The sequence below is a fragment of the Streptomyces hiroshimensis genome, from assembly GCF_014650335.1.
Lineage (GTDB): Bacteria > Actinomycetota > Actinomycetes > Streptomycetales > Streptomycetaceae > Streptomyces > Streptomyces hiroshimensis.
On record NZ_BMUT01000008.1, the window covers coordinates 298,935 to 325,016 of the forward strand.

23 protein-coding genes and 1 riboswitch are annotated in these 26,082 nt (G+C 71.6%); of the genes, 15 read left to right on the plus strand and 8 right to left on the minus strand.

Annotated elements, in window-relative coordinates; all coding sequences use genetic code 11:
- The first annotated feature begins 112 nt into the window (after positions 1 to 112).
- From IE241_RS20015 to def, 6 genes are all read left to right on the plus strand, one after another.
- Positions 113 to 859 (plus strand): sigma-70 family RNA polymerase sigma factor, encoded by a 747-nt coding sequence (locus IE241_RS20015; RefSeq protein ID WP_373300724.1) that lies wholly within the window; start codon positions 113 to 115, stop codon positions 857 to 859.
- Positions 856 to 1,269 (plus strand): mycothiol system anti-sigma-R factor, encoded by a 414-nt coding sequence (gene rsrA / locus IE241_RS20020; protein WP_229899524.1) that lies wholly within the window; start codon positions 856 to 858, stop codon positions 1,267 to 1,269. Before IE241_RS20015 ends, rsrA begins: the two co-directional genes overlap by 4 nt.
- A 277-nt stretch (positions 1,270 to 1,546) precedes the next feature.
- Positions 1,547 to 2,911: an HD-GYP domain-containing protein gene (locus IE241_RS20025; RefSeq protein WP_190023152.1), complete on the plus strand. Its 1,365-nt coding sequence runs from the start codon at positions 1,547 to 1,549 to the stop codon at positions 2,909 to 2,911.
- Positions 2,908 to 4,167, plus strand: a complete 1,260-nt coding sequence (locus IE241_RS20030) for an HD-GYP domain-containing protein (RefSeq protein ID WP_229899526.1) — start codon at positions 2,908 to 2,910, stop codon at positions 4,165 to 4,167. The genes IE241_RS20025 and IE241_RS20030 overlap by 4 nt, the downstream gene beginning before the upstream one ends.
- 275 nt (positions 4,168 to 4,442) lie before the next feature.
- On the plus strand, positions 4,443 to 5,429 hold the full coding sequence (locus tag IE241_RS20035) for a tetratricopeptide repeat protein (protein ID WP_058047142.1): 987 nt from the start codon (positions 4,443 to 4,445) through the stop codon (positions 5,427 to 5,429).
- Positions 5,430 to 5,496: 67 nt separating this feature from the next.
- Positions 5,497 to 6,135 carry a peptide deformylase gene (def, locus tag IE241_RS20040; protein WP_190023153.1) on the plus strand — a complete coding sequence of 213 codons (639 nt, stop codon included), beginning with the start codon at positions 5,497 to 5,499 and terminating at the stop codon, positions 6,133 to 6,135.
- Positions 6,136 to 6,198: 63 nt separating this feature from the next.
- Here def and IE241_RS20045 read toward each other — a convergent pair whose 3' ends face one another.
- The 5 genes from IE241_RS20045 to IE241_RS20065 form a co-directional block, all read right to left on the minus strand.
- A complete protein-coding gene (locus tag IE241_RS20045) occupies positions 6,199 to 6,564 on the minus strand; it encodes a YciI family protein (protein ID WP_190023154.1) in 366 nt (121 codons plus the stop codon).
- 86 nt (positions 6,565 to 6,650) lie between these two features.
- Positions 6,651 to 7,673 carry a ribonucleotide-diphosphate reductase subunit beta gene (locus IE241_RS20050; RefSeq protein ID WP_190023155.1) on the minus strand — a complete coding sequence of 341 codons (1,023 nt, stop codon included), beginning with the start codon at positions 7,671 to 7,673 and terminating at the stop codon, positions 6,651 to 6,653.
- Positions 7,673 to 10,057, minus strand: a complete 2,385-nt coding sequence (locus IE241_RS20055; protein WP_190023156.1) for a ribonucleoside-diphosphate reductase subunit alpha — start codon at positions 10,055 to 10,057, stop codon at positions 7,673 to 7,675. The genes IE241_RS20050 and IE241_RS20055 overlap by 1 nt, the downstream gene beginning before the upstream one ends.
- A 172-nt stretch (positions 10,058 to 10,229) precedes the next feature.
- Positions 10,230 to 10,330, minus strand: a riboswitch (adenosylcobalamin-variant (AdoCbl-variant) riboswitch).
- 227 nt (positions 10,331 to 10,557) lie between these two features.
- Complete coding sequence (gene mctP / locus IE241_RS20060; protein ID WP_190023157.1) at positions 10,558 to 12,183, minus strand: monocarboxylate uptake permease MctP; 1,626 nt, start codon at positions 12,181 to 12,183, stop codon at positions 10,558 to 10,560.
- Complete coding sequence (locus IE241_RS20065; protein ID WP_190023158.1) at positions 12,180 to 12,437, minus strand: DUF3311 domain-containing protein; 258 nt, start codon at positions 12,435 to 12,437, stop codon at positions 12,180 to 12,182. The genes mctP and IE241_RS20065 overlap by 4 nt, the downstream gene beginning before the upstream one ends.
- 171 nt (positions 12,438 to 12,608) lie before the next feature.
- On the opposite strand from IE241_RS20065, the gene IE241_RS20070 reads away from it, so the two are divergent.
- From IE241_RS20070 to IE241_RS20085, 4 genes are all read left to right on the plus strand, one after another.
- A complete protein-coding gene (locus IE241_RS20070; RefSeq protein WP_190023159.1) occupies positions 12,609 to 13,511 on the plus strand; it encodes a Gfo/Idh/MocA family protein in 903 nt (300 codons plus the stop codon).
- 202 nt (positions 13,512 to 13,713) lie between these two features.
- On the plus strand, positions 13,714 to 14,472 hold the full coding sequence (locus tag IE241_RS20075) for a DJ-1/PfpI family protein (protein WP_229899528.1): 759 nt from the start codon (positions 13,714 to 13,716) through the stop codon (positions 14,470 to 14,472).
- A gap of 420 nt (positions 14,473 to 14,892) precedes the next feature.
- Entirely contained in the window at positions 14,893 to 15,510 is a 618-nt protein-coding gene (locus IE241_RS20080; protein WP_190023161.1) for a carbonic anhydrase, read from the plus strand.
- A 47-nt stretch (positions 15,511 to 15,557) separates the two neighbouring features.
- On the plus strand, positions 15,558 to 17,045 hold the full coding sequence (locus IE241_RS20085; RefSeq protein WP_190023162.1) for a SulP family inorganic anion transporter: 1,488 nt from the start codon (positions 15,558 to 15,560) through the stop codon (positions 17,043 to 17,045).
- A gap of 230 nt (positions 17,046 to 17,275) precedes the next feature.
- Here IE241_RS20085 and IE241_RS20090 read toward each other — a convergent pair whose 3' ends face one another.
- Positions 17,276 to 18,046, minus strand: a complete 771-nt coding sequence (locus IE241_RS20090; RefSeq protein ID WP_190023163.1) for a GntR family transcriptional regulator — start codon at positions 18,044 to 18,046, stop codon at positions 17,276 to 17,278.
- Positions 18,047 to 18,287: 241 nt separating this feature from the next.
- Here IE241_RS20090 and IE241_RS20095 point away from each other — a divergent pair, with 241 nt between their 5' ends.
- The 4 genes from IE241_RS20095 (at position 18,288) to IE241_RS20110 (ending at position 22,968) form a co-directional block, all read left to right on the plus strand.
- A complete protein-coding gene (locus IE241_RS20095; RefSeq protein WP_190023164.1) occupies positions 18,288 to 19,556 on the plus strand; it encodes an extracellular solute-binding protein in 1,269 nt (422 codons plus the stop codon).
- Positions 19,557 to 19,648: 92 nt separating this feature from the next.
- Positions 19,649 to 20,629, plus strand: a complete 981-nt coding sequence (locus tag IE241_RS20100; protein ID WP_190023165.1) for a carbohydrate ABC transporter permease — start codon at positions 19,649 to 19,651, stop codon at positions 20,627 to 20,629.
- Entirely contained in the window at positions 20,626 to 21,456 is an 831-nt protein-coding gene (locus IE241_RS20105; RefSeq protein WP_190023166.1) for a carbohydrate ABC transporter permease, read from the plus strand. The genes IE241_RS20100 and IE241_RS20105 overlap by 4 nt, the downstream gene beginning before the upstream one ends.
- 27 nt (positions 21,457 to 21,483) lie before the next feature.
- Positions 21,484 to 22,968 carry a glycoside hydrolase family 3 protein gene (locus tag IE241_RS20110; protein ID WP_190023167.1) on the plus strand — a complete coding sequence of 495 codons (1,485 nt, stop codon included), beginning with the start codon at positions 21,484 to 21,486 and terminating at the stop codon, positions 22,966 to 22,968.
- A 123-nt stretch (positions 22,969 to 23,091) separates the two neighbouring features.
- Here IE241_RS20110 and nagB read toward each other — a convergent pair whose 3' ends face one another.
- Positions 23,092 to 23,877 (minus strand): glucosamine-6-phosphate deaminase, encoded by a 786-nt coding sequence (nagB, locus tag IE241_RS20115; protein ID WP_190023168.1) that lies wholly within the window; start codon positions 23,875 to 23,877, stop codon positions 23,092 to 23,094.
- A gap of 250 nt (positions 23,878 to 24,127) precedes the next feature.
- Between nagB and IE241_RS20120 the strand changes: the two genes are divergently transcribed.
- Positions 24,128 to 25,207, plus strand: a complete 1,080-nt coding sequence (locus tag IE241_RS20120) for an SIS domain-containing protein (protein ID WP_190023169.1) — start codon at positions 24,128 to 24,130, stop codon at positions 25,205 to 25,207.
- A gap of 90 nt (positions 25,208 to 25,297) precedes the next feature.
- Here IE241_RS20120 and IE241_RS20125 read toward each other — a convergent pair whose 3' ends face one another.
- On the minus strand, positions 25,298 to 26,053 hold the full coding sequence (locus tag IE241_RS20125; RefSeq protein WP_190023170.1) for an SDR family oxidoreductase: 756 nt from the start codon (positions 26,051 to 26,053) through the stop codon (positions 25,298 to 25,300).
- Between the last annotated feature and the right edge of the window lie 29 nt (positions 26,054 to 26,082).

Consider the following 26,082-nt stretch of genomic DNA (forward strand, 5'->3'; position numbering starts at 1 on the left):
GGCACTGCATGTGGCGCAGCCCGCCCCGGCTGGAGCGGCGGACGGGCGGGATCGTCGTCTATTCTCCGATTCGAGCGGGTCCGCATCCGGTCCTGCCGTCGTGTTGGAGGAGGTGGGTCCGGTCACTGGGACCGACGAGGGGACCGAAGACACCGGGGCCACGGGCATGAAGAGCGCCACCGAGAACGCCGCCGCCACCGAGAATGCCGCCGGCGGGGACACCGTCGCCGCGGAGTCCGCCGCCGAGCGCAACGCCCGGTTCGAGCGCGACGCCCTCACCTTCCTCGACCAGATGTACTCGGCCGCCCTGCGCATGACGCGCAACCCGGCCGACGCCGAGGATCTGGTGCAGGAGACCTACGCCAAGGCGTACGCGTCCTTCCACCAGTTCCGCGACGGCACGAACCTCAAGGCGTGGCTGTACCGCATCCTGACCAACACCTTCATCAACTCCTACCGCAAGAAGCAGCGCGAGCCGCTGCGCAGCGCGTCGGAGGAGATCGAGGACTGGCAGCTGGCCCGCGCCGAGTCGCACATGTCGACCGGCCTGCGCTCCGCCGAGTCCCAGGCGCTGGACCACCTTCCGGACTCCGATGTCAAGGAGGCCCTCCAGGCCATCCCCGAGGAATTCCGGATAGCGGTCTACCTCGCGGACGTCGAGGGCTTTGCCTACAAGGAGATCGCGGACATCATGGGTACGCCCATCGGCACGGTCATGTCCCGGCTCCACCGGGGCCGCCGCCAGCTGCGCGGAATGCTGGAGGACTACGCCCGTGAGCGGGGTCTCGTCCCGGCCGGGGCGGCCCCCGCGCCGAACGGCTCCGACGAGTCGCACAACCGGAAAGGCTCGGACTCATGAGCTGCGGAGACCCGCACGAGACGGACTGCTCCGAGGTCCTCGACCACCTCTACGAGTTCCTCGACCACGAGATGCCCGACGGGGACTGCGCCAAGTTCGAGGTGCACATCGACGAGTGCTCCCCGTGCCTGGAGAAATACGGCCTGGAACAGGCGGTGAAGAAGCTGGTCAAGCGCTGCTGCGGCCATGACGACGTGCCCGCCGACCTGCGCTCGAAGGTGATGGGCCGGATCGAGCTGATCCGTGCCGGGCAGTCCGTGCCCGACCAGGACGTCGTGGCCGAGGCCAGGGCGGCGGAGGCCGCGGCCCGTGCGCAGGGCACCCGCAGCGCCCCGGGCGAGCACGGCATCCGCAGCGCGTCGGGCGGCTCCGCAGGCGCCGGCCCCCTGGGCGCCACGGCCCAGGAGTAGACGCGGGCGCGGCGCCCGCGCCGCGCGGTCCGCGTAGATCCGCCCGCCGGGGCCTGCCTGCATCGGCGTAGTCGGCATCTGCCTGCGGGTCTCCCCGTGAGGGCCTGATGTGGCCCGGGCCCGGCATGCCGCCCGCCGGGGATTATCACCCGAAGGTGTGCATCTGGTCGGTTCGCGCGGGGCAATCCCCGAATGCGCCGTTCCCCGGCCTTTCCGGACCCTATTCTCCCCTTCCTGACGGCAAGCATGTCGGCACCTCAGGGACGGGAGGACGCACATGGGGGCTCTTCCGGCGGCAGCACGCGCCTGTGTTCTGGGTGCCGTCCTCGCCGCCGCCCTGTGCGCCGCCCCCGCCCTGCAGGCCGGTCACGGCGTCCCCTGGGGCGCGGTGGCCCTCCTCGCCACGGTCTGCGCCGTCTGCGAGCGCCTGCCGCGCCGCACCCTGACCCTGCCCGTCCTGCTCGCCGGGGCGTTCCTGCTGCCACCCGCCGCCGCGGGCCTCGTGGCCGTGCCGGGCGCGCTCGTCGGCCGCGTCGAGCAGCGCCCGGCGTGGGTCCGGCGGCTGTGGCACGCCGCCCAGCTGTCTTTGGCCGCCTGCGCCGCCTCCCACGTCTTCGCCCTCGCCGCCCCGGCTCCGGCCCCGGCCGCCCCGGACACCGGGTCCTCCCCGCTCGCCCCCGCGGACTTCCCCTCCGCCCTGCTGCCCGCCCTCGCCGCCGCCCTCGTCCTCTCGCTCGTCGCCGCCGCCCTCGACGGCGCCGTCCGCGTGGCCGCCGAGCGCCGCCGCCCGCGGGCCGCCTGGAGCGGGCTCCTGCTGCCCGGCCCGCTGCTGCCCGCCCTCGTGCACGGGCCCATCGGCCTGCTGACCGCGGCCCTGTGGCACAGCGCCTACGGCCCGGCCACGGCGCTGCTCGTCCTGCTGCCGATGTCCGTCTCGTCCTGGTTCCTGGACCGCTGTGAGCGCGAGCGGGCCGCCCATCAGGCCACCATCCGGGCGCTCGTCCAGGCCGTCGACCTCAAGGACCAGTACACCCGCGGCCACAGCGAGCGCGTGGGGCGCGCCTCGGTGCTCATCGGTCGCGAGCTCGGCATGGCCGGCGAGCGGCTGGAGGCGCTGCGCTTCGCGGGCATCCTGCACGACGTCGGCAAACTCGGCGTCCCCACCCGCCTGTTGCGCAAGGACGGGCCGCTCACCCCGCAGGAGCGGCGCGTCATCGAGCTGCACCCGGAGTACGGGCACGAGATGGTGCGCGGCATCGGCTTCCTGGACGAGGCGCGGGCCGCGATCCTCCACCACCACGAGTGCCTGGACGGCAGCGGATATCCGTACGGGCTGACGGGCCCTCAGATTCCGCTGTTCGCCAGGATCGTGGCGGTGGCGGATGCGTTCGACGCCATGACCTCCACGCGCAGTTACAGCCGGGCCCGTCCCGTACCGGCGGCCCTCGCCGAACTCCACCGCTGTGCGGGAAGCCAGTTCGACCCTCGCATGGTTGCGGCCCTGGCCGCGGCCCTCGACCGTCACGGATGGCATTCGACAGTGACCTCGGAAGCTACGGAGAGTGCAACTCCGCCCAGCGGAAACGTCCCTTCTTCCCGCCGACCGGTCACCGGGGCCGGCCACCCGGGAGGTGAGGGGTGACGGGGCGCAACGACGGACTGCTGATACGGAGCGTGCACGCGGCGGCCGCCGCGCTCGCCCTGGCCGCCCTGGCCCGCACCGCCTGGCACGGCGTGGCCCAGCCCCAAGTCGCCCTCACCTACGGCCTCCTGATCGCCGTCGGCGAGGCCGCCCGGCGCCGCCGCCCCACAGCCGGGCCCGGCGACCGCCAGACCGCCCCCGTCGGCGCCGCCGGAGCCCTCTCCTACGCCCTGCTCGGCGAGATCGCCGGCCGGCCCACCGCGCACTGCGCCCCGCAGGTCGTCGCCGTCGTGCTCGCCGCGACCCTCGCCGGGGCGATCGGCCGCCCGCCCGCCCGCGACCACCTCGCCCGCCGCCTGCTCACCACCGGCTTCGCCGCCGTCTGCTTCCAGCCCCTGCACCACTCCGGCGCCCTCGACCGCTGGCCCGGCCACGGCCCCGCCTACGCCTTCGTCCTGCTCCTCGTCCTCGCGCTCACCACGCTCTTCGACGCCGTCCTGGCCGCCGTCCTCACCCGCGCCCGCACCGGCGGCCCCTACGGCCCCGTCCTCCGCGACGAGCTGCGGGCCCTCGCCGGCATCGGCACCGCGATCTGCGCCACCGGCGCCGTCATGGCCCTGGCCGTGGGCGTCGCCGGCCTGTGGGCCCTCCCCGTCTTCTGCCTGCCCCTGCTGCTCACCCAGCTCTCCTTCCACCGCTACACCGCGGTGCGGGCCACGTACCACCAGACCATCGCCTCCCTCGCCCGCTCCACGGAGATCGCGGGCCACACCCCGGCCGGGCACGCCCGCCGCGTCGCCGCCCTCAGCCGGGCCACCGGACGCGAGCTCGGCCTGTCCGAGACGGGCCTCACCGTTCTGGAGTACGCGGCGCTCATGCACGACATCGGCCAGCTCTCCCTCCTCGACCCCGTCCCGGCCGGGGCCACCGAGCAGCTGCCGCCCGAGCAGCGCCGCCGCATCGCCCTCCTGGGCGGGGCCGTGGTCCGCCAGACCGGGGTGCCGTCCGACGTCGCCGTCGTCGTGGAGCGGCAGGCGGACCCCTACCGAGAGCAGCCGCTCGCCGCCCGCGTGATCCGCACGGTCAACGCCTACGAGGACCTCGTCGGCGAGACCGGCTGCGGCCCCCTGTGCGCCCTGGAGCGGCTGCGCCTCGACACCGCCCGCGAACACGACCCGCAGGTCGTGGCCGCCCTGGGCAGGGTGCTCGCGCGCGGGGGCCGCGCCGGGGGTGGACCGGGGCCGGACCAGGGGTAAGAGTCCGGCAAAGCGGGAGTACCGCGGTGAACCCACGGGTAATGAGCGGGCGTCCAAAGGGGCATGGTTGGATGCGAAGAGGAGAAGACGACAGAGAAAGACGAGAAACCCACGGAGACGACGGGGGGCGTCGGGCGCGCTGCCTCCGGCACGGAGGCGCAGCGGGCGCGACTTCCCGGAGCGAGTGAGATGTGGCAGGTTGTCGTCAGGGAGGACGGCGGCCTTCACCTGGGTCATCCGGCGTGGTCGCACGCAGAAACCGGCAGGCGGGAATCGTGAGGATCTTCGGCAAGGTACGGCACCGGCCTTCCGCCTCGTGGCGGCAGGCCACCGACCGTGCCTTCACACTCATCGGCGACGGCCGGTACGAGGACGCGGGCGCACTGCTGACGCGCGCGGCCGACATGGAGCCGTGGCTGTCCGAGTCGTGGTTCAACCTGGCGCTGCTGCACAAGTTCCGCCACGACTGGGAGCAGGCCCGCGCCGCCGGGCTGCGGGCCGTGGCGCTGCTGGACCGCGAGGCCGGCGCCCCGGACTGGTGGAACGTGGGCATCGCCGCCACCGCCCTGCAGGACTGGCCCCTGGCCCGCCGCGCCTGGCAGGCGTACGGCCTGCGGGTGCCCGGCGAGGGCACCCCGGCCGGGGAGCCCGTCGGCATGGAGCTGGGCAGCGCGGCCGTGAGACTCTCGCCCGAGGGCGAGGCGGAGGTCGTGTGGGGCCGCAGGCTCGACCCGGCGCGCATGGAGGTCCTCTCCATCCCGCTGCCCTCCTCGGGGCGCCGCTGGGGCGAGGTCGTGCTGCACGACGGCGTCCCGCACGGCGAGCGGGTCACCGCCGCCGGGCCCTCCTACCCCGTCTTCGACGAGATCGAGCTGTGGGCCCCCTCGCCCGTGCCCACGTGGGTCGTGCTGCTGGAGGCCGCCACCGAGGCCGACCGGGACGCCCTGGAGCGCCTCGCGGCCGATGCGGGCTTCGCCGCCGAGGACTGGTCCTCGTCCGTGCGCCTGCTGTGCCGCACGTGCTCCGAGAGCCGCATGCCCAGCGACGAGGGCAACGGCGAGCACCTCGACCCCCACGACCACAGCGAGCCCGGCCACCCCGGCCCGCTCGGCCACCGCACGGCCGGCTCCGGCTCCCTGTGGGTGCCCGAGCGCGAGTGCGGCATCGCGGCCCCGGCCGGGCTGGTGCGGGGCCTGCTGGACGGCTGGGTCGCGGACAGCCCCGACACACGCGAGTGGCGCGATCTGGAAGAGGTCTGCTGACGCTCCGAGGGGCCCCTTACCCTGTATAGGCATCCTTTTGGGTTTTGAGAGAGGCATAACGGCGGACATGTCGCAGCAGTCGCAGCAAGAGACCGACCAGCCGGTGGACGGCGAATTCATCGTGGACACCGAGGACTGCGAGGAGCGCGAGCTCGCGCACCGCGAGCGCGGCACGTCCCGTCCGATCACCGTGGTGGGCAACCCCGTCCTGCACCGCGAGTGCAAGGACGTCACTTCTTTCGACGATGAGCTCGCACAGCTGATCGACGACATGTTCGCGAGCCAGCGCACCGCGGAGGGCGTCGGCCTCGCCGCCAACCAGATCGGCGTCGACCTCAAGGTCTTCGTCTACGACTGCATGGACGACGAGGGCGTCCGCCACGTGGGCACCGTGTGCAACCCCGTCCTGGAGGATCTCCCGGCCGACCGCCGGATCCTGGACGACTCCAACGAGGGCTGCCTCTCCGTCCCCACCGCCTACGCCTCCCTCGCCCGCCCCGACTACGCGGTCGTCCGCGGCCAGGATGCCGAGGGCAACCCCATCCGCGTCCAGGGCACCGGCTACTTCGCCCGCTGCCTGCAGCACGAGACCGACCACCTCTACGGCCGGCTCTACATCGACCGCCTCTCCAAGCGCGACCGCAAGGACGCCCTGCGGCAGATGGACGAGGGCACCCCGCGCTACCCGGTCGTCGCCAACGACTGACCTCGCGTACGACGCAGCACGTGTGGCGGGCGCCCCCGCGGGGGCGCCCGCCACACGTGTGTCCTAGGAGCTGCCCGGGAAGTCGGAGGCCTCGAAGATCCGGCGCACTTCGACCTCGCCCTCCCGGAAGGGAATGCTCCGGGCCCACTCCAGGGCCTCGTCCATGGAACCGGCCCGGATGACCCAGAAGCCGGCGATGAGATTCTTCGCCTCGCCCCCGAAGGGCCCCTCCGTGACGACGGGCGGGCCGTGCGAGTACGTCACGCGCGCGCCCTCGGAACTGGCGCGCAGCCCCTCGCCCGCGAGCATCACTCCGGCCTTCTGCAACCGGTCGTTGTAAGCGCCCATCTCGGCGAGCGCCTCCGCGGTCGGCAGCACGCCGGCCTCGGAGTCCTCGCTCGCCTTGACGATCATCATGAAACGCGGCATCGCGTGCCTCCCGTCCGTCCGGAACCACTGGGTTCCCGGACCGGAGACACGCGATGCCGCGTACGCGCGGATTTAACCCGCGAGGATCAGAACTCCTCGTCGAAGCCGACCGAACCCTCGACCGCCATCTGGTACGCGGACGCGCGGCGCTCGAAGAAGTTGGTCAGCTCCTGGACGTTCTGCAGCTCCATGAAGGAGAACGGGTTCTCCGAGCCGAAGACCGGCTTGAAGCCCAGGCGCTGCAGGCGCTGGTCGGCGACGCACTGGAGGTACTCGCGCATGGACTCGGTGTTCATGCCCGGCAGGCCCTCGCCGCACAGGTCGCGGCCGAACTGCAGCTCGGCCTCGACGGCCTCCTTCAGCATGTCGGTGACCTGCTGCTGGAGCTCGTCGTCGAAGAGCTCGGGCTCCTCCTGGCGGACGGTGTCCACGACCTCGAACGCGAAGTTCATGTGCATGGTCTCGTCGCGGAAGACCCAGTTGGTGCCGGTCGCCAGGCCGTGCAGCAGGCCGCGGCTGCGGAACCAGTACACGTAGGCGAAGGCGCCGTAGAAGAACAGGCCCTCGATGCAGGCGGCGAAGCAGATCAGGTTGAGCAGGAAGCGGCGGCGGTCGGCCTTCGTCTCCAGCCGGTCCAGCTTCTCGACCTCGTTGATCCACTTGAAGCAGAACTGCGCCTTGTCGCGGATGGAGGGGATGTTCTCCACCGCGTCGAACGCCGCGGCGCGCTCCTCCGGGTCGGGCAGGTAGGTGTCGAGCAGCGTCAGATAGAACTGGACGTGCACGGCCTCCTCGAACAGCTGCCGCGACAGGTACAGGCGCGCCTCGGGCGAGTTGATGTGCTTGTACAGCGTCAGCACGAGGTTGTTCGCCACGATCGAGTCACCGGTCGCGAAGAACGCGACCAGGCGGCCGATCATGTGCTGCTCACCCGGGGAGAGCTTGGCGAGGTCGGCGACGTCCGAGTGGAGGTCGACCTCCTCGACGGTCCAGGTGTTCTTGATCGCGTCGCGGTAGCGGTCGTAGAAGTCCGGGTACCGCATGGGGCGCAGGGTCAGCTCGAAGCCCGGGTCGAGCAGGTTCTTCTGACGGTCGGGTGCCGTGGTCATTACTGGCATGCCTCGCAGGACTCGGGGTTCTCAAGGGAGCAGGCGATGGCGTCCTCGTCGGGCGTGACCTGCTGTACGGGGATGGTGGCGGCGGCCGTCGAGGACGAGGCCGCGCGGGCGATCCGGGTCGCCGGGCGCGAGCGCAGGTAGTACGTCGTCTTGATGCCCTGCTTCCAGGCGTACGCGTACATCGAGCTGAGCTTGCCGATGGTGGGTGAGGCCATGAAGAGGTTGAGCGACTGGCTCTGGTCCAGGTACGGCGTACGGGACGCGGCCATGTCGATCAGGGCGCGCTGCGGGATCTCCCAGGCGGTGCGGTAGAGGTCGCGCACCTCCTGCGGGATCCACTTCATGTCCTGGATCGAGCCGTTGGCGTCCGTCATGGCGTCGCGGGTGGTGCGGTCCCACACGCCGATCTTCTTGAGGTCCTCCACCAGGTAGGTGTTGACCTGCAGGAACTCACCCGACAGCGTCTCGCGCTTGAAGAGGTTGGAGACCTGCGGCTCGATGCACTCGTAGACGCCCGCGATGGAGGCGATGGTCGCCGTCGGGGCGATGGCGAGCAGCAGCGAGTTGCGCATGCCGACCTGGCCGATGCGGGCGCGCAGCGCCTCCCAGCGGTCCTCCCAGGCGGCGACGGCGTTGGGGTAGTGGTCCGGGTGCAGCACGCCGCGGGCGGTGCGGGTCGCGGACCAGGCCGGGTGCGGGCCGTGCCGCTCGGCGAGGTCGGCGGAGGCCTCGTACGCCGCGAGCATGATGCGCTCGGAGATACGGGTGGACAGCTCCTTGGCCTCGGGCGAGTCGAAGGGCATGCGCAGGCGGAAGAAGACGTCCTGCAGACCCATCAGGCCCAGGCCCACCGGGCGCCAGCGGCTGTTGGAGCTGCCGGCCTGCTCGGTCGGGTAGAAGTTGATGTCCACGACGCGGTCGAGGAACGTGACGGCCGTGCGGACCGTGCGGTCGAGCTTCTCCCAGTCCATCTCGCCGTCGGCGCCGAGGTGCTGGGCCAGGTTGACGGAACCCAGGTTGCAGACCGCGGTCTCGCCGTCGTTCGTGACCTCGAGGATCTCGGTGCAGAGGTTCGAGGAGTGGACGACCGCGCCCTTCTCGGCCGTCTGGTTGGCGGTGCGGTTGGCGGCGTCCTTGAACGTCATCCAGCCGTTGCCGGTCTGCGCGAGGGTGCGCATCATGCGGGCGTAGAGCACGCGGGCCGGGATCTGCTTGACGGCCTTGCCCTCGGCCTCGTACCTGCGGTACGCGGCGTCGAACTCGTCGCCGTAGAGGTCGACCAGGTCGGGCGTGTCGGCCGGGGAGAACAGCGACCACTCGGCGTCGGCCTCGACGCGGCGCATGAACTCGTCCGGGATCCAGTGCGCGATGTTGAGGTTGTGGGTGCGGCGGGCCTCCTCACCGGTGTTGTCGCGGAGCTCCAGGAACTCCTCGATGTCCGCGTGCCAGGTCTCCAGGTAGACGCAGGCCGCGCCCTTGCGGCGGCCGCCCTGGTTGACGGCGGCGACGGAGGCGTCGAGGGTGCGCAGGAACGGCACGATGCCGTTGGAGTGGCCGTTGGTGCCGCGGATCAGCGAGCCGCGCGAGCGGATGCGGCTGTACGACAGGCCGATGCCGCCGGCGTGCTTCGACAGGCGCGCCACCTGGTGGTAGCGGTCGTAGATCGAGTCCAGCTCGTCCAGCGGGGAGTCCAGCAGGTAGCAGGACGACATCTGCGGGTGGCGGGTGCCGGAGTTGAAGAGCGTCGGGGAGGACGGCAGGTACGAGAGGGAGCTCGTCAGGCCGTACAGCTCGGCGACGTCGGCGACGGCGCGCTCGGAGTGGTCCTCGGCCAGGCCGCAGGCCACGCGCAGCAGGAAGTGCTGCGGGGTCTCGACGACCTGCCGGGTGATCGGGTGGCGCAGCAGGTAGCGGCTGTGCAGGGTGCGCAGGCCGAAGTAGCCGAAGCGGTCGTCGGCGCCGTCGAGGAGGGCCGTCTCGACCAGCTCGTCCAGGCGTGCGGCGTGGGTGGCCACGAAGGCGGCGGTGTCGTCCGCGATCAGGCCCTCGCGGTGGCCGACGGCGACGGAGGCGGAGAAGGACGTGGCGCCCTGGCCGGCGGCCTCGTCGGCGATCGCGCGGGTGAGCAGCCGGGCGGCGAGCTTGGAGTACTCGGGCTCCTCGGCGATCAGCCCGGCGGCGGCCTCGGTGGCGAGGGAGCGCAGCTCGGCCTCGTCCGAGTTCGCGCTCCGGCCCCGCAGTGCGGCGGCGGCGACCTTGCCGGGGTCGGTGGCAGGAAGGTCGGCGGTGAGGTCGGTCAGGGTGCGCAGCAGCGCGGTCCCGGGGCCGCCGGTCGCTTCTTCCGCTGAGACCGGATCGGCGGGCGCGATGGTCACTGAGGCTCTCCCTCGCTCGGCTGGGTGGGCCGGCGGGAGAGCGCGACGGTCGCGTACGGGCGCGCCTGATGGACCAGGGCATGCCTCGTAGGCGTCCGCCGGCCCAACCCGCGAGGCCCGGACGAATTCAACGCCCATAGCCGAGCCCAGGGCAGGCTCGGTGGAGGGCGTGCTGCCGGCAGGTACTCGGACTCCTGCATGCGCGGCTTAACGGCATACATGCACCGTTGCGGGACAGTTCCGGATTTCCACCGGATTCCCCTGCGACGACAGCGAGGACGAGCATACATCTAGTGCCGCCCCTCGTACGCGCCCCCACATGTTGTGTCGCGCGGTAAGCGCATAGGTCGGAATGTGTTATCAGGCCGCGGTGTTGAGGGTGGGTTCGCAGGTGGGAGGGGGGTCGGATGCGGGGTACGGCGAAGGGCCGTCACGCCCCTTCCAGAGGGTCGTGACGGCCCGGTCGGCTCCGCGGGGCGCGGGCCCCGCCGAGCGTCGCTCTAGTGGCCCGCAGGGGCCCCTGCGGTGGCCGGCGGAAGCTCCCGCTGGACCCCGGGGTCGCCGGCGTCCGCCGTGTAGTCCGCCGCGGTGGTCTCGTCCACGCCGTCCGGCGCGCGGAGCGCCTTCAGGGCGAAGGTCAGGACGATGACGACGATCACATTGAGCGCGAAGGCGGTGAGCCCGATATAGCCCTTTTCCCCGATAAGGGGGATGAGGTTGGTATTCCCGAAATGATCCTGGGTGGCGCTCGGCGTGTCGTACGCCTTCCAGGTGCCGTACCCCATGCCCGCGGCCCAGCCGGCCAGCAGGGCCCAGCGGTGGAACCAGCGGGTGAAGAGCCCGCCCACCAGCGCGGGGACCGTCTGCAGGATCCAGATGCCACCGAGCAGCTGGAAGTTGATGGCGACGGTCTTGTCCATGGTGAGGACGAAGACGAGCGCGCCGACCTTCACCAGCAGCGAGGCGAGCTTGGAGACCTTCGCCTCGTGCGAGGGCGAGGCGTCCGGCCGGATGAAGTCCTTGTAGATGTTGCGGGTGAAAAGGTTCGCCGCGGCGATCGACATGATCGCGGCCGGGACCAGCGCCCCGATGCCGATCGCGGCGAAAGCCACGCCCGTGAACCAGTCCGGGAACATGTCCTCGAACAGCTGCGGGATCGCGAGCTGCCCGTTCTTCACCTTGATCCCCGCGGCGATGGCCATGAAGCCGAGCATCGCGAGCAGGCCCAGCATCAGGGAGTACAGCGGCAGGATCGTCGTATTGCGGCGGATGACGTTGCGGCCTTTGCTGGAGAGAACCGCGGTCACCGAGTGGGGATAGAGGAAGAGCGCCATCGCGGAGCCGAGCGCGAGCGTCGCGTACGACCACTGCGCGTCCGGGCCGCTCACCAGCGCGCCGCGCGGCTTGCCGGTCTCCGGGTTCTTGACCGCGAACGCTTCGCCCGCCTTGCTGAAGATGTGGTCGAAACCGCCCAGCTTGATGGGGATGTAGATGATCGCCACGATGATCACGATGTAGATCAGTGCGTCCTTGACGAAGGCGATCAGCGCGGGCGCCCGCAGCCCGGAGGAGTAGGTGTAGGCCGCGAGCACGCCGAAGGCGATCAGCAGCGGCAGGTCCTTCATAAACCAGTTCGAGCCGCCACCCACGCCCAGCACGTCCAGGACCGCCTGGATGCCGACGAGCTGCAGCGCGATGTACGGCATCGTCGCGAGGATGCCGGTGAGCGCGAGGGCGAGCGAGAGCCCCTTGGAGCCGAAGCGGCCGCGGACGAAGTCCGACGACGTCACGTAGCCGTGCTTGTGCGAGACCGACCACAGGCGGGGCAGGAAGGTGAAGACCAGGGGGTAGCACAGGATCGTGTACGGCACGGCGAAGAAGCCGGCCGCGCCGCCCGCGTAGATCGCCGCCGGGACGGCCACGAAGGTGTACGCGGTATAGAGGTCGCCGCCGAGCAGGAACCAGGTGACCCAGGTGCCGAAGGAGCGGCCGCCCAGCCCCCACTCGTCGAGGTTGTCCGCATTCTCCGCGCGCCGCCACTTCGAGGCCAGGAAGCCCATGACCGTCACGGCGAGGAAGAAGAAGATGAAGACGGCGAGTGCCACGCCGTTCACGCCGTCCTTCATCGCTGCTCACCCGCCTTGCGGGCCCGCTCCTGGCGCCGCACGAGCACGTAGGCGACGGTGGTGAGGAGAGTCGATATGGGCACCCACAGCATCTGGTACCAGTAGAAGAACGGGATGCCGATGAAGGCGGGCCCGGTCCGGGCGTAGGAGTCCACCCACAGCATCGCGACGAACGGTACGGCGAGACACAGCCCCGCCACGGCCAGAGGCGCGGTGACGACCGCCCTCCTGCCGCCCTCCGGTGGTTCCGTCATGGTGGTGACTCCCCCCTGTGTGATCACTGCGTGATGCGCAGGAAATCTAGGCGAGGGTCCTGCCGGGCGTCACCCCCTGTCCGTATATCGGTATGACAACGTCATCATGCGGGGAAAGGGGCTGTTGAAATGGTGTTCCGCTTATGGTGAGTTGATGGCCATGGAGGGTCCTTGAGGTGGGCGGTCGCCGGCTGCGGCGACGTCGTGCGGCGCCGCGTACTGCCGGCCCTGCGCGAGGCGGGCGAGGAGACGGCGTACGTCTGGGGCCGGGACGCCGCGCGCGCCGCCCGCACGGCCGAGGAGTACGGAGTGCCCGCGGGCGGCGACGACCCCGGCCGGCTCACGGCCGCCGACGCGGTGTACGTGGCCACGCCCGTGGCCTTGCACGTACCGCTCGCGCTCCGTGCGCTGCGCGCCGGCTGCCACGTGCTGGTCGAGAAGCCGCTGGCGGGCGGGCTCGGCGGCGGGGGAGTCCTGGCGGCGGAGGCGGCGGGGGCGGGGCTGTGCGTAGGGGTGGCGTACCACCGCAGGCTGGGCCCGGCCGCACAGCAGCTGCGCGAGGCGCTGACGGCGTGCGCGCCCGCGCGCGTGCAGATCACCTTCTGCGCCCCCTTCGACCCGGCGCCGGAGCACCCGGATTTCTGGCGCACCGACCCGGCCGTGGCGGGCGGCGGCGTTCTCGCCGACGCGGGCAGCCACCGCCTCGACCTGCTGCTGTCGGTGCTGGGCCCGCCCGTGCGCGTGGGCGCGCGCTTCGGCCGCAGATTCGCCGCCGGGGCCGAGCGGCGCGCGCACCTCTCCCTGGGCTGGGCGTCGGGGACGTCGGCGGAGTGCCGCTTCGCCTGGGTCGGCGGCACCGAGCGCGACCGCGTCGACGTCGCCGCCGGGGGACGCTTCCTGACGCTGGATCCGCTGGACGCGGGGCTCGCGCCCAACCCGCACGTGCCGCTGATCGCCGACTTCGTCGCGGCGGTACGGGAGGGGCGGGCGCCCGCCTGCCCGGTGACGGACGCCGTCCTCGTGGACGACGTCATCACGGCGGCGTCCTGGGCGGCGCGTTTCCGCAACGAGTGAGGCGGGGGAGGGGCGCGGGAGAAGGGGCGCAGGAGGGGGCGATGGCAGGAAAGGTGGGACATATGACCTTGTGAGGGGACGAGTGACCCCGCATCATGATCATTGAGCCCGCGCGCCCGCGCGGGCTCCGACCATGACCTGTGGGGGGTTTCATATGCGTTCGGGAACGGGTCCCAGCCGACGGGGACTTCTGGGAACGGCGGTGGCCGGAGCGGTGGGGGCGGGCCTTGTCGCGGCGGGGACCGCGGCACCGGCCTTCGCCAGGGAGGCCGGGCAGCCGGCCGCGGGCGGTGCTCCGAAGCCCGGCGAGCGCACCGTAGCGCTCCTGCTCTTCGACGGGTTCACCGCGCTGGACGCCGTCGGTCCGTACGAGGTGCTGTGCCGGCTGCCCGGCGTCCGCGTCGTGACGGTCGGCACCCGGCAGAGCGGCCCGGTGCGTACCGACACCGGCGAGCTGAGCATCGTCGCCGAGCGGACCATGGCGGACGTGACCTCCGCCGACGTCCTGCTGGTGCCCGGCGGCGGGATGCGCGGCGTGGGCGCCGCGGCCGCCGACCCGGCCGTCCAGAACTGGATCCGCCGCATCGACCGCGGCACCACGTGGACCACGTCGGTGTGCACCGGCGCCCTGATCCTCGGCGCGGCCGGCGTGCTGCGCGGCGTGCGGGCCACGACCCACTGGGGCCCGGCCGCGCGCACGGCCCTGGAGGGATACGGGGCCGTCGTCACGCAGCAGCGCTTCGTCGAGCACGGGAAGATCATCACGGGTGCGGGCGTCTCCGCCGGCATCGACATGGGCCTTCACCTGGCCTCCCGCCTGTCGGGCGAGGAGGTGGCCCGCGCCATGCAGCTCGGGGTGGAGTACGACCCGGCGCCGCCGTTCGACAGCGGGAACGCGGCGAAGGCGGACGAGCGCACGAAGCAACTGGCGCTGAAGCTGCTGAACGACGCGGCCGTCTGACGGGAGCCACGTCCCCCCTCATCTCACCGCCCACCCGCGCAGGCCGCGCGGGTGGGCGGTCTGCTGTGCGCACGCCGGATAACGCGATAAAGACGCAGCGGATGGGGCCTATGGTTGCGGCCGAGGCGGAATTAATTACTCCAAAATCCCGCGCGGAATCGAATAGTTCCGGACTGCACCCATCCCACGTCAAGTGGCCTTCAACGTCCGGTTTTTAACGAAAAATTTGTCTTTCACGAGGAGGTAATACGGAGGTAAAGTGTTGGTCGCAGCGGTCGTGCAGATTTGTCTGCAGCCGGCCGGTGCCCGTTGCCCCGAGGCCGTGGCACCGGCATGCCGTTCGCATGCTCGTCATGCTTGATCCGACCCGACCACACCGCGCCCCGGCGTCCTGCCGCGGAGCGCAGGAGGCAGGCCATCATGAAATCCCTCATCGACAACGCGCGATCCTTCGCGGCCACGCATGTGGCGGATCCCGGGCGCGCCGAGAGTTTCCGTGCGCTCGAAGCGGGCCAGTCGCCCGAGACGCTGTTCATCACGTGCTCCGACTCCCGTGTCGTTCCCGCGCTGTTCACCGGCGCATCCCCCGGAGAGCTCTTCGAGCTCCGCACCGCCGGGAACATCGTCCCGGAATACCGCAGCGACAGCCCCTCCGGCGAGACGGCCACGATCGAATACGCGGTGCGCGTGCTGGGCGTCCGCGACATCGTCGTCTGCGGGCACTCCCACTGCGGTGCCGTCACCGCCGTCGTCCGGGGTGACGACCTCTCCGCCGTCCCCGCCGTCCAGGGCTGGCTCGAACGCTCCGTCCCCGCCGACGCGCCCGCCCGGGCCGTCGCATCCTTCACCGACGACATGGCGGAGGCCGTACAGCGGCACGCCGTCGCCCAGCTGGAGACGCTGCGCTCCTACCCGTGCATCCAAGAGCGGCTCGACCAGGGCGCATTGGGGCTGCACGCCTGGTACTACGAGGTGCACACGGGCGCGGTCGAAGTCCACCGCCCCGAGAGCGGCCCGGTGTCGTTCGGGCCTCTGTGACCCGCCCTCACGTGACATCCGACGTGACATCCAAGGGACCCTCACCCATGTTCTCCGCCCTCAAGCGTCCTGCCGTCCTGCGCCAGGACGCACTCGCTTCGCTCGTCGTCTTCCTCGTGGCCCTGCCGTTGTGCGTCGGCGTGGCCGTGGCCTCCGGGGTGCCGGCCGAACTCGGCCTGATCACCGGCATCGTCGGCGGTCTCGTCGTCGGCGCCCTCCCCGGCAGTACGTTCCAGGTCAGCGGCCCCGCGGCCGGGCTGACCGTCCTCGTCTTCGAGGCCGTCCGCGAGTTCGGCCTGGGCATGCTCGGTGCCGTCGTGCTGGCCACCGGGGTGCTGCAACTCCTGCTGGGCGCCCTGAAGTTCGGTCGCTGGTTCCGTGCGATCTCCGTTTCGGTCGTGCACGGCATGCTCGCCGGCATCGGGCTCGTCCTCGTCTTCGGGCAGCTGTACACGATGGCCGGCGTCAAACAGCCGCGCTCCGGCCTCGACAAGATCACCGGCGTTCCCGGGCTGGCCGCCGACGTCGTCACGCACGGCCCCGCCCTGACCTCCTTCGCGGTCGGCGCCGGGACCATCGCCGTGCTCGTCGTATGGAAGAAGCTGCCCGCCAGAGCCCGGCTGGTGCCGGCGCCGCTGGTGGCGGTCGCCCTGGCCACGGGCGTGACGGCGCTGTGCGGTCTCGGCATCGCCAACGTCGAGGTGCGCGGCCTCTTCGATGCCGTCCAGCCGCCCGGGCTGAACGACCTGACGTCGCTGGGCAGCGTCGCGGCGCTGGGCACCGTCCTCGCCTTCACCCTGATCGCGTCGGCGGAATCCCTGTTCAGCGCGGCCGCGGTCGACCGCATGCACGACGGGCCGCGCACGCACTACGACAAGGAGCTGCTGGCCCAGGGCGTGGGCAACACCGTGTGCGGCGTGCTCGGCGCCCTGCCCATGACCGCGGTGATCGTCCGCAGCGCCGCCAACGTCCAGGCCGGTGCGAGGACTTCGCTCTCCCGCCTGCTGCACGGGGCGTGGCTGCTGCTGTTCGCCGTGCTGCTGCCGGCGGCGATCGGCGTCATACCGCTGGCCGCGCTGGCGGGCGTGCTGGTCCACGCCGGCTGCAAGCTGGTGCCGGTGAAGGAGTTCGGCCCGCTGTGGCGCGAGCACCGCGGCGAGCTCGTCATCCTCGGCGCGACGGCCGTCGCCATCGTGACGACCAGCATGTTCGAGGGCGTGGTGCTCGGCATCCTGCTGGCCGTGGTGAAGACGGCGTGGGAGACCTCGAAGGTCCAGGTCGACGTCCGTGAACTCACCGACGGCCGGCTGATCGCGACGGTGGCCGGGAACGCGACGTTCCTGCGGCTGCCCCGGATCCTGGAGACCCTGGAGGCGCTCCCGCAGGACCGGCCCATCGAGATCGACCTCTCCGGCGTGCGCCATCTGGACCACGCGTGCCGTACGGCCCTGGAGGGCTGGGCGTCCCGGCACCACGGCGCCGGGACCGAGCCGGTGCGGATGCGGCACCCGGAGCCGGAGAAGGCCTCGGTGTAACGAGGCGGCTGGGTCGCCGCCAACTCGGCGCAGGCCGCGAAGGACGGCTGCATCAGCGCCGCCCCCAAGGCGGGATGCATCAGCGCGGCGCCCAAGACGGGCTGTATCTCCTGACCGCCGGAGGCTGACGAAGCGAGCGGAGTGGACCGCGACCACCGTGTGCGCGGTCCACTCCGTGCGTACCGGCCCACGTGGCGAGGGCTTTCAGGGCCCCGGGCCCGGCCGGGTCTCTACCCCTCCGCCGGCCTCTGCAGCCGCGCCACGAACTTGTACCGGTCCCCGCGGTAGACCGACCTCACCCACTCCACCGGCTCCCCCTGCGCATCCAGGGAGTGGCGGGACAGCATCAGCATCGGCAGGCCCACGTCCGTGCCCAGCAGGCCCGCCTCGCGCGGCGTGGCCAGGGACGTCTCGATCGTCTCCTCCGCCTCGGCGAGCCGGACGTCGTAGACCTCGGCGAGCGCCGTGTAGAGCGACGTGTACTTCACGAGGCTGCGCCGCAGCGCCGGGAAGCGCTTGGCCGACAGATGGGTCGTCTCGATCGCCATCGGCTCGCCGCTGGCGAGCCGCAGCCGCTCGATGCGCAGGACGCGGCCGCCCGTCGCGATGTCCAGCAGCTTGGAGAGCCGGTCGTCGGCCGTGACGTAACCGATGTCCAGGAGCTGGGAGGCCGGCTCCAGGCCCTGGGCGCGCATGTCCTCCGTATAAGAGGTCAGTTGCAGCGCCTGGGAGACCTTGGGCTTCGCGACGAACGTCCCCTTGCCCTGGATGCGCTCCAGCCGGCCCTCCACGACCAGCTCCTGGAGCGCCTGGCGGACGGTCGTGCGCGAGGTGTCGAACTCCGCGGCCAGCGTCCGCTCCGGCGGCACGGGGGTGCCGGGGGGCATGGTTTCGGTCATGTCCAGCAGATGTCGTTTGAGGCGGTAGTACTTGGGAACGCGCGCGGTCCGCGCGCCGCCCGACGCGCTGCCGCCCTCGGCCGTACCACCGTCGGTCGCCATCGTCCGCCTTCCCGACTCCGATCCTGCTGCTGTCACCGGCTCCTCCGTCTGTCGCGGTCACATGGTGGCACGGGCAGAGCCCGAGGGGCCCGGAGACGCCCAGGTCGACCTCGAGGTGTCGGTCCGGTAACGGAGCCGACAGCGACTCTTATACACCCTTGACACCCCAAAAGGTCTAGGCCAAGCTGCGGGCACTGGTCTAAACCATTAAAGACCACATTCGGTCCTTGAGGAGAGTGCTGTGAAGCGAGGGCTCATAGCGGCGACGGGTGTCGCGGCCATGCTGGTGAGTGTTGCTGCCTGTGGGTCCAGCGACGGTGACAAGGGATCGGGCGACGGGGACAAGGCCAAGAGCCTGACCGTCTGGTTCATGGACGGCTCGAACCCGCAGGGCTGGACCAAGTCCGTCCAGGCCGAGTTCGAACAGAAGACCGGCGCCAAGCTGAATGTCCAGATCCAGAAGTGGGACGGCATCCAGCAGAAGCTGACCACGGCCCTCTCCGAGTCCAGCCCGCCGGACGTGGTCGAGGTCGGCAACACCCAGACCCCCTCCTACGCGCAGACCGGCGGCCTCGCCGACCTCGGCGACCTGAAGAAGGAGATCGGCGCCGACTGGTCGGAGTCGCTCAACAAGCCCGCGGTCTTCGAGGGCAAGCAGTACGCCGCGCCGTGGTACGCCGCGAACCGCGTCGTCATCTACAACAAGAAGGTGTGGGCCGACGCGGGCGTCACCGAGGTCCCCAAGACCCGCGCCGACTTCTTCAAGGCCCTTGAGGCCATCCAGAAGAAGGGCGAGGCCGAGCCGCTCTACCTGCCCGGCCAGAACTGGTACTTCTTCGACGGCCTGACCATCGGCACCGGCGCGGACCTGGTGAAGAAGGACGGCAAGAAGTGGGTGTCCAACCTCGCCGACCCCAAGGTCGCCAAGGCCATGGACGTCTACAAGCAGTACCAGGCCTTCAGCAAGGCCCCCAAGGACAAGGACGAGGCCACCCCGCAGCAGGCCGACGTCTTCGCCAAGGGCAAGACCGGCGCCTTCATCGGCATGGGCTGGGAGGCGGCCACCGCCATCAAGGCCAACCCGGCCATCGAGAAGGACCTCGGCTACTTCACCATCCCCGGTGAGAGCGCGGACAAGCCCGAGGGCGTCTTCCTCGGCGGCTCCAACCTCGCCGTGACCGCGGGCAGCAAGAAGCAGGAGCTCGCCAAGGAGTTCCTGAAGATCGCGCTGTCCGACAAGAACGAGGGCGCGCTGGCCAAGGAGGTCGGCTCGATCCCCAACAAGGAGTCCCTGCTGGCGCAGGTGAAGGGCAACGCCGCCGCCGAGGCCGCGGCCCCGGCCGCCAAGGGCGGCGGCACCACCCCGCTGATCCCCGAGTGGGCCGCGGTGGAGAACGCCCCGAACCCGATCAAGGCGTACATGACGGCCGTCCTCAACGGCAAGTCCCCCGAGGAGGCCGCCAAGCAGGTCGAGGCGGACGTCAACAAGCGCCTCAGCCAGAAGCAGTGACCTGACGGCCGGGTAGGGGGCCGTGCACGACGGCCCCCTACCCGGCCGCGCACCAAAGCAATACCGTTCGACACGGGAGAAGGCGGACGACGATGTCAGCGCAGATCGAAGAGGTGGCGGCCACCGGGCCCGCCTCCCGGACGGGCAAAGGCGCTGCTCCGCCGCCCCGCCGCGGACCCGGACGGCTCGCCCTGAGCGCGCCGTATCTGCTGATCCTCCCCGCCGCCGCCGTCACGGTGCTGCTGCTCGGCTGGACGCTGCTGAAGAACGGCCTGCTGTCGTTCCAGAACCTCGGCCCGCGCCAGCTGATCCGGCACCTCACCGAGTGGACCGGCACGGACAACTACGCCGATCAGCTCGGAAGTTCCGAGTTCTGGGGCGTCACCGGGCGCTCGGTGGTCTTCACCCTCGCCAACGTCGTCCTCATCATGGCACTGGGCTGCTTCATCGGCCTGCTCCTCGCCCGCCTCGGCACCGCCCTGCGCCTGCTGCTCTCGCTCGGCCTCGTCCTCGCCTGGGCCATGCCCGTCGTGGCGGCGACCACCGTCTTCCAGTGGCTGTTCGACCAGCGCTTCGGCGTCGTCAACCACGTGCTGGACAAGCTCGGCTGGCACTCCATGGCCGGCTACAGCTGGACCAGCGGGCAGTTCTCCACCTTCTTCGTGATCACCGTACTGCTGGTCTGGCAGTCGGTGCCCTTCGTGGCGATCAACCTCTACGCGGCGACGACCACGATCCCCAAGGAGCTCTACGAGGCCGCCTCGCTCGACGGCGCCGGCACCTGGAAGCAGTTCACCTCGGTGACCTTCCCCTTCCTCAAGCCCTTCTTCCTCGCCACGACCTTCCTCGAAGTCATCTGGATCTTCAAGTCGTTCACCCAGGTGTTCGCGATCAACGAGGGCGGGCCGGACCGGCTCACGGAGACCCTGCCCGTCTACGCCTTCCAGGAAGGCTTCGGCAGCCAGCACTTCGGGATGGGCGCCGCCGTCTCCATCCTGACCATCGTGATCCTGCTGGCCCTGACGGCGTACTACCTGCGCCTGGTGCTCAAGCAAGAGGAGGACGAGCTGTGAGGCGATCGACCCTGGGCCGGATCTGGCCGGGAGCGACCGCGGTCGTTCTCTTCCTGGCGTTCGTGTTCCCCGTCTACTGGATGTTCAGCACGGCCTTCAAGGCCAACAAGGACATCGTCAGCGAGGACCCCGTCTGGTTCCCCACCAGCCCCACCTTCGAGCACTTCGAGCGGGCGGTGCAGGCGGACGGCTTCTGGACGCTGGTGCGCAACTCCTTCACCGTCACCCTCGTCGCCGTCGCCCTGTCGCTGGTGATCGCCCTCTTCGCCTCGTTCGCCGTCGCGCGGATGCGGTTCAAGGGGCGCAAGAGCTTCATCCTGGTGATGATGATGGCCCAGATGGCCCCCTGGGAGGTCATGGCCCTCGCGTACTACATCATCGTGCGCGACGCGGAGATGCTGAACAGCCTCGTGCCGCTGATCGCCATCTACACCGTCATGGTGCTCCCCTTCACCGTCCTGACGCTGCGCGGTTACGTCGCCGCCGTGCCCAAGGAGCTGGAGGAGTCCGCGATGGTCGACGGCTGCACCCGCACCCAGGCGTTCGTCAAGGTCATCTTCCCGCTGCTGGCGCCCGGCCTGATGGCCACCTCGCTCTTCGGCTTCATCACCGTCTGGAACGAATTCCCCTACGTCCTGATCCTCAACAAGGACGCCTCCGCCCAGACCCTCCCCGTGTGGCTCACCGGATTCCGCACGGCCTTCGGCGACGACTGGGGCGCCACCATGGCCGCCTCCTCGCTCTTCGCCGTGCCCATCCTGATCCTCTTCGTCATCCTCCAGCGCAAGGCCGTCGGCGGCCTCACCTCCGGCGCAGTGAAGGGTTAGGGGCCCACTTTCTTCATGGACACAGACATGGACACGCTCACGCGCAACGCCCTCACCGTCCTGCAGCCCGGCTTCACCGGCACCACCGCCCCGGCGTGGCTGCTGCGCCGGCTCGGCGAAGGGCTCGCCTCCGTCGGCCTCTTCGGCCGCAACATCGCCTCGCCCGAGCAGCTCTCCGCGCTCACCGCACAGCTGCGCGCCGAGTGCGGCGACGTGCTCGTCGCGATCGACGAGGAAGGCGGCGACGTCACCCGGCTGGAGGTGCGCACCGGCTCCTCCTTCCCCGGCAACCTCGCCCTCGGTGCCGTCGACGACACCAAGCTGACCCGGGCCGTGGCCCGGGAGCTCGGCCGCCGGCTCGCCGAATGCGGAGTCAACCTCAACTGGGCGCCGTCCGCCGACGTCAACTCCGACCCGGACAACCCGGTCATCGGCGTGCGGTCCTTCGGCGCCGACCCGCAGCTCGTCGCCCGGCACACCGCCGCCTACGTCGAGGGCCTGCAGGCCGCGGGCGTCGCCGCGTGCACCAAGCACTTCCCCGGGCACGGCGACACGGCCGTCGACTCCCACCACGACATGCCGCGCATCGACGCGGACCTCGCCACGCTGCGATCGCGCGAACTGGTGCCCTTCCACGCCGCGGTCGCCGCCGGCACCAAGGCCGTCATGAGCGCGCACATCCTGCTGCCCGCGCTCGACGCGGACCTGCCGGCGACGCTCAGCCCCGCCGCCCTGCACGGGCTGCTGCGCGCGCCCGTCGCCGACGGCGGCCTCGGCTTCGACGGGCTCATCGTCACCGACGGCATGGAGATGCGGGCCATCGCCGGCACCCACGGGATCGAGCGGGGCAGTGTGCTGGCCATCGCCGCCGGCGCCGACGCCATCTGCGTGGGCGGCGGGCTGGCCGACGAGGACACCGTGCTGCGGCTGCGCGACGCGCTGGTCGCAGCCGTACGCGCCGGCGAGCTGCAGGAGGAGCGGCTCGCCGACGCCGCGGCACGGGTGCGCGCCCTGGCGCGCTGGACCTCGGGGGCGGGTGCGGCCGAGGAGGGGAACGCGCCTGCCCCCGAGGTGGGGCTGACCGCGGCGCGGCGCGCCCTGCGGGTGACGGCCTCGCCGTCGTTCAAGCCCCTCGCCGGGCCCGCCTACGTGGCCGCGTTCACCCCGCTGGCGAACATCGCCGTCGGCGACGAGACCCCCTGGGGCGTCGGCGCCGAACTGGCCCGGCTGCTGCCCGGCACGGAAACCGGCACATACGGCCGCGAAGAGGCCCGGGCCTCCGACGTGCTCGCGGCCGCGGGCGGGCGGCGGATCGTCGCCGTCGTACGGGACGCGCACCGGCACGGGTGGATGGCGGAGGCGCTGGACGCGCTGCTCGTGGCGCGGCCGGACACGGTCGTCGTGGAGATGGGCCTGAACGAGGCTCCCGCGCGGGGTGCGTTGCACGTGGCGACGCATGGGGCGGCCCGGGTCTGCGGGGCCGCTGCCGCGGAGGTCATCGCGGGGGCGTAGGCCCTCCGGGCGGGTCCGGCACCGCCGGGCTCCCGGTGGGGGGTTGATCGCCGCAACGGCGCGCAACCACTGCGGCGGAGCCCGGCGGTGCCGGACCCCGCCGCAGTGAGGGGACGCGTGGGGCTACAGGCCCTGCCAGGCCGGCTTCGCCGCGTACGTGGCGCGGAAGTAGTCCGCCAGCTTCAGCTTGGAGGCCGCCGCCTCGTCGACGACGACCGTCGCGTGCGGGTGCAGCTGCAGCGCCGAGGCGGGGACCAGCGCCGAGACCGGGCCCTCGACGGACGCCGCCACGGCGTCCGCCTTGCCCTCGCCGGTGGCCAGCAGCACCAGGTGGCGGGCCTCCAGGATGGTGCCGATGCCCTGGGTGATGACGTGGTGGGGCACCTGGTCGATGTCGCCGTCGAAGAAGCGCGCGTTGTCGACGCGGGTCTGCTCGGTCAGCGTCTTGATCCGGGTGCGGGAGGCCAGGGAGGAGCACGGCTCGTTGAAGCCGATGTGCCCGTCGGTGCCGATGCCCAGCAGCTGGAGGTCCACCCCGCCGGCCGCGGGCAGCGCGCGGTCGTACTCCTCGCACGCGGCCTGGACGTCCTCGGCGGTGCCGTCGGGGCCCATGAAGGACTCCTCGGTCAGGCCGAGCGGTTCGACGACCTCGCGCAGCACCACCGAGCGGTAGGACTCGGGGTGGTCGGCGGGCAGGCCGACGTACTCGTCGAGCTGGCAGACGCGGGCGCGCGAGGCGTCCACCGCGCCCGAGCGGACCTTGGCGGACAGGGCCTCGTAGACGGGCAGCGGCGTCGAGCCGGTGGCCACGCCGAGCAGGGCGTCGGGCTTGCGGCGCAGGAGGGCGGCCATGGCCTCCGCGATGAGTTCGCCGCCTGCCTTGGCGTCCGGGACGATGACAACTTCCACGCTGGGGCCTGCCGATCTTAAAGAGTGGAGCGGATCGTGTGGTATAGACCAATCTAACAGAGGGATCCGCGAGGGGGAGCCTCCACGAGCCGCCCCCCGGCTCGTCCCCGGCCCGCTTCCGGCTGGCGGGCGCGGCCCACCCCGTGGTCGACTGAGACGGCCGGCCGGAGCCGGCCGAGAGGGCCCCGGCGCCGCGCGGCGGGCCGCCGGACCGCGACCCCCGCAGCCCCCGCCCGGGAGGTAACCGGACATGAGCGCCACGCCCTCCGCCCACCACGCCGAGCAGCCGGGCGGGATCATGTCCGCCGAGATGGCGGAGCAGCCGGCCGTCCTGCGCCGCATCCTCGACGACGGCGCCCCCGTGATCGCCGAGACCGCCCGGCTCATCGCCGCCCGCAAGCCGCGCTTCGTGCTCCTCACCGCCCGGGGCACCTCCGACAACGCCGCCCTCTACGCCAAATACCTCCTCGAAGTGCAGCTCGGGAAGCCCTGCGGCCTGACGTCCATGTCGACCGTCACGACCTACGGCGCCCGGCCCGACCTGACGGACGTGCTCGCCGTGACCGTCAGCCAGTCCGGCGGATCCCCGGACCTCGTCGCCTCCACCAAGGCCGCCCGCGAGGCCGGGGCGACCACCCTCGCGGTGACCAACAACGCCGACTCCCCGCTCGCCGCCGTCTCCGAGCACCACATCGACATCCTGGCCGGACCCGAGCGGGCCCTGCCCGCCACCAAGACCTACACCGCCTCCCTGCTGACGCTCTATCTCTTCGTCCAGGGCCTGCGCCCCGGCGGGGGAGACGGCCCGGCCGCGGCCGAGGCTCTGCCCGGCCTCGCCCGGAGCATCCTCGACCGCGGCGCCGAGGTCGGACAGCTGGCCGCCCGCTACCGCTTCGCCGAGCGGATGGTCCTCACCTCCCGCGGCTACGGCTACCCGACCGCCAAGGAGGCCGCGCTGAAGCTGATGGAGACGAGCTACATCCCCGCTCTCTCCTATTCGGGCGCCGATCTGCTGCACGGCCCGCTCGCCATGGTCGACAACATCTCACCCGTCATCGCCATCGTCACCGAGGGCCGCGGCGGCGCGGCCCTGCAGCCGGTGCTCGAACGGCTGCGCGGCCGGGGAGCGGACCTCATGATCGTCGGCACCGGGGAGGAGGTGGCCCGGGCGACGACCGGATTCGTCCTCCCCACGGCCGGCGTCCCCGAGGAGCTGCAGCCCGTCCTGGAGATCCTGCCGCTGCAGATGCTGGCCTACGAGATCACCATCGCCCGCGGCCAGGACCCGGACGCCCCCCGGGCCCTCGCCAAGGTCACCGAGACGCGCTGACGTCCCACCGGCTCCGGCTCCGGCTCCGGCACCGGTCCATGCCCCGGCGGCCGCGGCCCCCCGTCCCGCGGCCGCCGGAAACCCCGGGTGTCAGAGCAGCGCGCCGCCCGTCGCGTCTATCCACTGCCCCGTCACCCACCGGCTGTCGTCCGAGGCGAGGAAGGCCACGATGTCGGCGACATCGCGCGCCTCGCCCATCCGGTTGAAGGGGGACTGGGCGGCGACACCCTTCCGTACCTCCGCACCGCTGTTCAGCCACGCGGCGTTCATATCGGTGTCGATCACGCCCGGCGCCACGGCGTTGACCGTGATGCCGCGCTCGCCCAGCTGCTTGGCCAGCACCGAGGTGAAGGAGTCGAGCGCGCCCTTCGTCATGGTGTAGGCGATCAGCTGGGGCATCGCCGCGCCGTGGGTCAGCCCCGTGGAGACGTTGACGATGCGCCCGCCGTCGCGCAGGCGGTCCAGGCCGAGGCGCGTGACGAAGAACGGCGCCTTCGTATTGACCGCGAAGACCCGGTCGAAGTCCTCCTCGCTCACCTCGCCGATCGGCACCCGCGGGCCGACGGTGCCCGCGTTGTTCACCAGGATGTCCAGGCCGTCCGCCTGCTCGTCGAAGGCGGCCCAGAGCGCCTCGGCGTCCCCCGCGGCCCCCAGCTCCGCCCGGATCGCGAAGGCCTCCCCGCCCGCGGCCTCGATCGCCTTCACCGTCTGCTCGGCGGAGGCGGCATCCCGGCCGTAGTGCACGGCGACGCGGGCCCCCTCCCCGGCCAGGCGCTCCGAGATGCCCCGCCCGATGCCCCGGCTGCCGCCCGTGACCAGCGCCGTCCTGCCCGTGAGCGTGCCCATGGCCGCGCCCCCCTCTTTCTTTAGTGAGT